We start from the raw sequence: 1,748 nt of genomic DNA on the forward strand, positions 1-1,748 counted from the left end.
TACCAGTCCGGCGGCGGTGGCGGTCACCGAGAGCACACGCTGGACGAACAGCGGCGCGCCGGCGATCAGCACCAGCACGAAGCCGGCGAACGCCGCGATGAGCACGGGCAGTATGGGCAGGTGTGTCATTCGCGTCCGTCCACGTGGTCGCTGCCGAGCTCGCGCCGGGCCTTGAGCGCGAGCACGAGTACGAAGGCGGTCATGGCGAAGCCGATGACGATGGCGGTGAGCACCAGCGCCTGGGGCAGCGGATCGGTGTAGGCCTTTGTGCCCTCATGGACGATCGGCGGCGCGTTGATCGCGAGCCGCCCGGTGCTGACCAGGAACAGGTTCACCGCGTAGGAGAGCAGCGTCAGCCCCAGAATGACCGGGAACGTGCGCGCCCGCAGCGTCAGGTAGATACCGGCGGCGGTGACCACGCCGATACCGCTGGCGATGAGGATCTCCATGAGCTAGCGCCCCTCCACCGGCGGCTGCTGTTTGCCGAACTGCGAGAGCATGAGCACCACCGAGCCGACCACGGTCAGGAACACGCCGAGGTCGAAGGCCACGGCGCTGGCGATCTCGAAGTCCCCGACCACTGGCCAGTTCACGTGGGAGAACGTGCTGGTGAGGAAGGGCACGTCGAACAGCCAGCTCGCCAGGCCGGTGAACCCGGCGGTGAGCAGGCCGGCGCCGATCATCGGGAAGTAGTTGCCGGTCAGGCGCTGCTCGGTCCAGTGCACGCCGCTCGCCATGTACTGGGTGACCATCGCCACGGCGGCGATCAGCCCGGCGATGAACCCCCCGCCGGGCTGGTTGTGGCCGCGCAGGAACACGTACACGGTGACCACGGCGAGCAGCGGCAGCATCACCCTGGAGCCGATCAGCAGCATCCTTGGGTGGCGGGCCTCGGTGTCCGCGCTCGCCATGGTGTGGGCCTCGTCACGGATCAGCGCGTAGACACACAGTGCGGCGATGCCGAGCACGGTGATCTCGCCGAAGGTATCGAAGCCGCGGAAGTCGACGAGGATGACGTTGACCACGTTGTGGCCGCCGCCGCCGGGCACGCTGGTCTCGAGGAAGTAGCGCGAGATCGAGTCCAGCGGCCGGGTCATCGCGGCATAGGCCAGCGCGGCGATGCCACCGCCGCCGGCGACCGCCAGGACACCGTCGCGCCAGCGCCGTCCCGGGCTGCTCTCGTGTGGGGTCTCCTTGGGCAGGACATTGAGCGCGAGCAGCAGCAGCACCGTGGAGACCACCTCCACCGAGAGCTGTGTGAGGGCGAGGTCCGGCGCGCTGATATAGATGAAGGTCAGCGCTGAGAGCAGGCCGACCACGCCGGTGGCCACCAGCGCCAGGAAGCGGTCGTGGTGGCGCAGTGCGATCACCACCGTGGCGATCACGCCCATGAGCCAGACCGCGACCGCCGGCAGCGGCGCCGGGGTGAGCGCCCGGCTGCCCGCGTCCAGCCCACCGGTGACGCCGCCCGCCGCTGCCATTACCACCGCGGCGCCGACCACCAGCACGACGTTGCGCTGTACGCTGCCGTCGTCGAGCCAGGCGGTGAGCCGCCGGCTCGCCGCGATGGCGCCGGCCAGCAGCGATTCGAAGCAGCCCTTGCCGGTGAACGCCGGGAAGGTCCGCTCGTGCCAGCGCTCCGCGGCGTCGCGGCGGTAGTACAGGGCCACGGCGCCGGCCAGCGCGATCACGCTCATTACCAGCGGGATGTTGAAGCCGTGCCACAGGGCCAGGCTGAACGGCTCCGG

2 protein-coding genes are annotated in these 1,748 nt (G+C 69.9%); both read right to left on the reverse strand.

What is annotated here, in order from left to right; genetic code table 11:
* Positions 1-125 precede the first annotated feature (125 nt).
* Positions 126-449 carry a Na+/H+ antiporter subunit C gene (locus G7A99_RS04730; protein ID WP_018717955.1) on the reverse strand — a complete coding sequence of 108 codons (324 nt, stop codon included), beginning with the start codon at positions 447-449 and terminating at the stop codon, positions 126-128.
* Between the two features lie 3 nt (positions 450-452).
* Positions 453-1,748: hydrogen gas-evolving membrane-bound hydrogenase subunit E (gene mbhE / locus G7A99_RS25195; RefSeq protein WP_240466100.1), on the reverse strand; the 1,296-nt coding region annotated here is incomplete at its 5' end.

The organism is Arhodomonas sp. KWT (assembly GCF_010993615.1).

What these genes read in the sequence shown, in the direction of transcription:
- G7A99_RS04730 (WP_018717955.1), bottom strand. Translation starts at nt 449, where the DNA reads ATGGAGATCCTCATCGCCAGCGGTATCGGCGTGGTCACCGCCGCCGGT.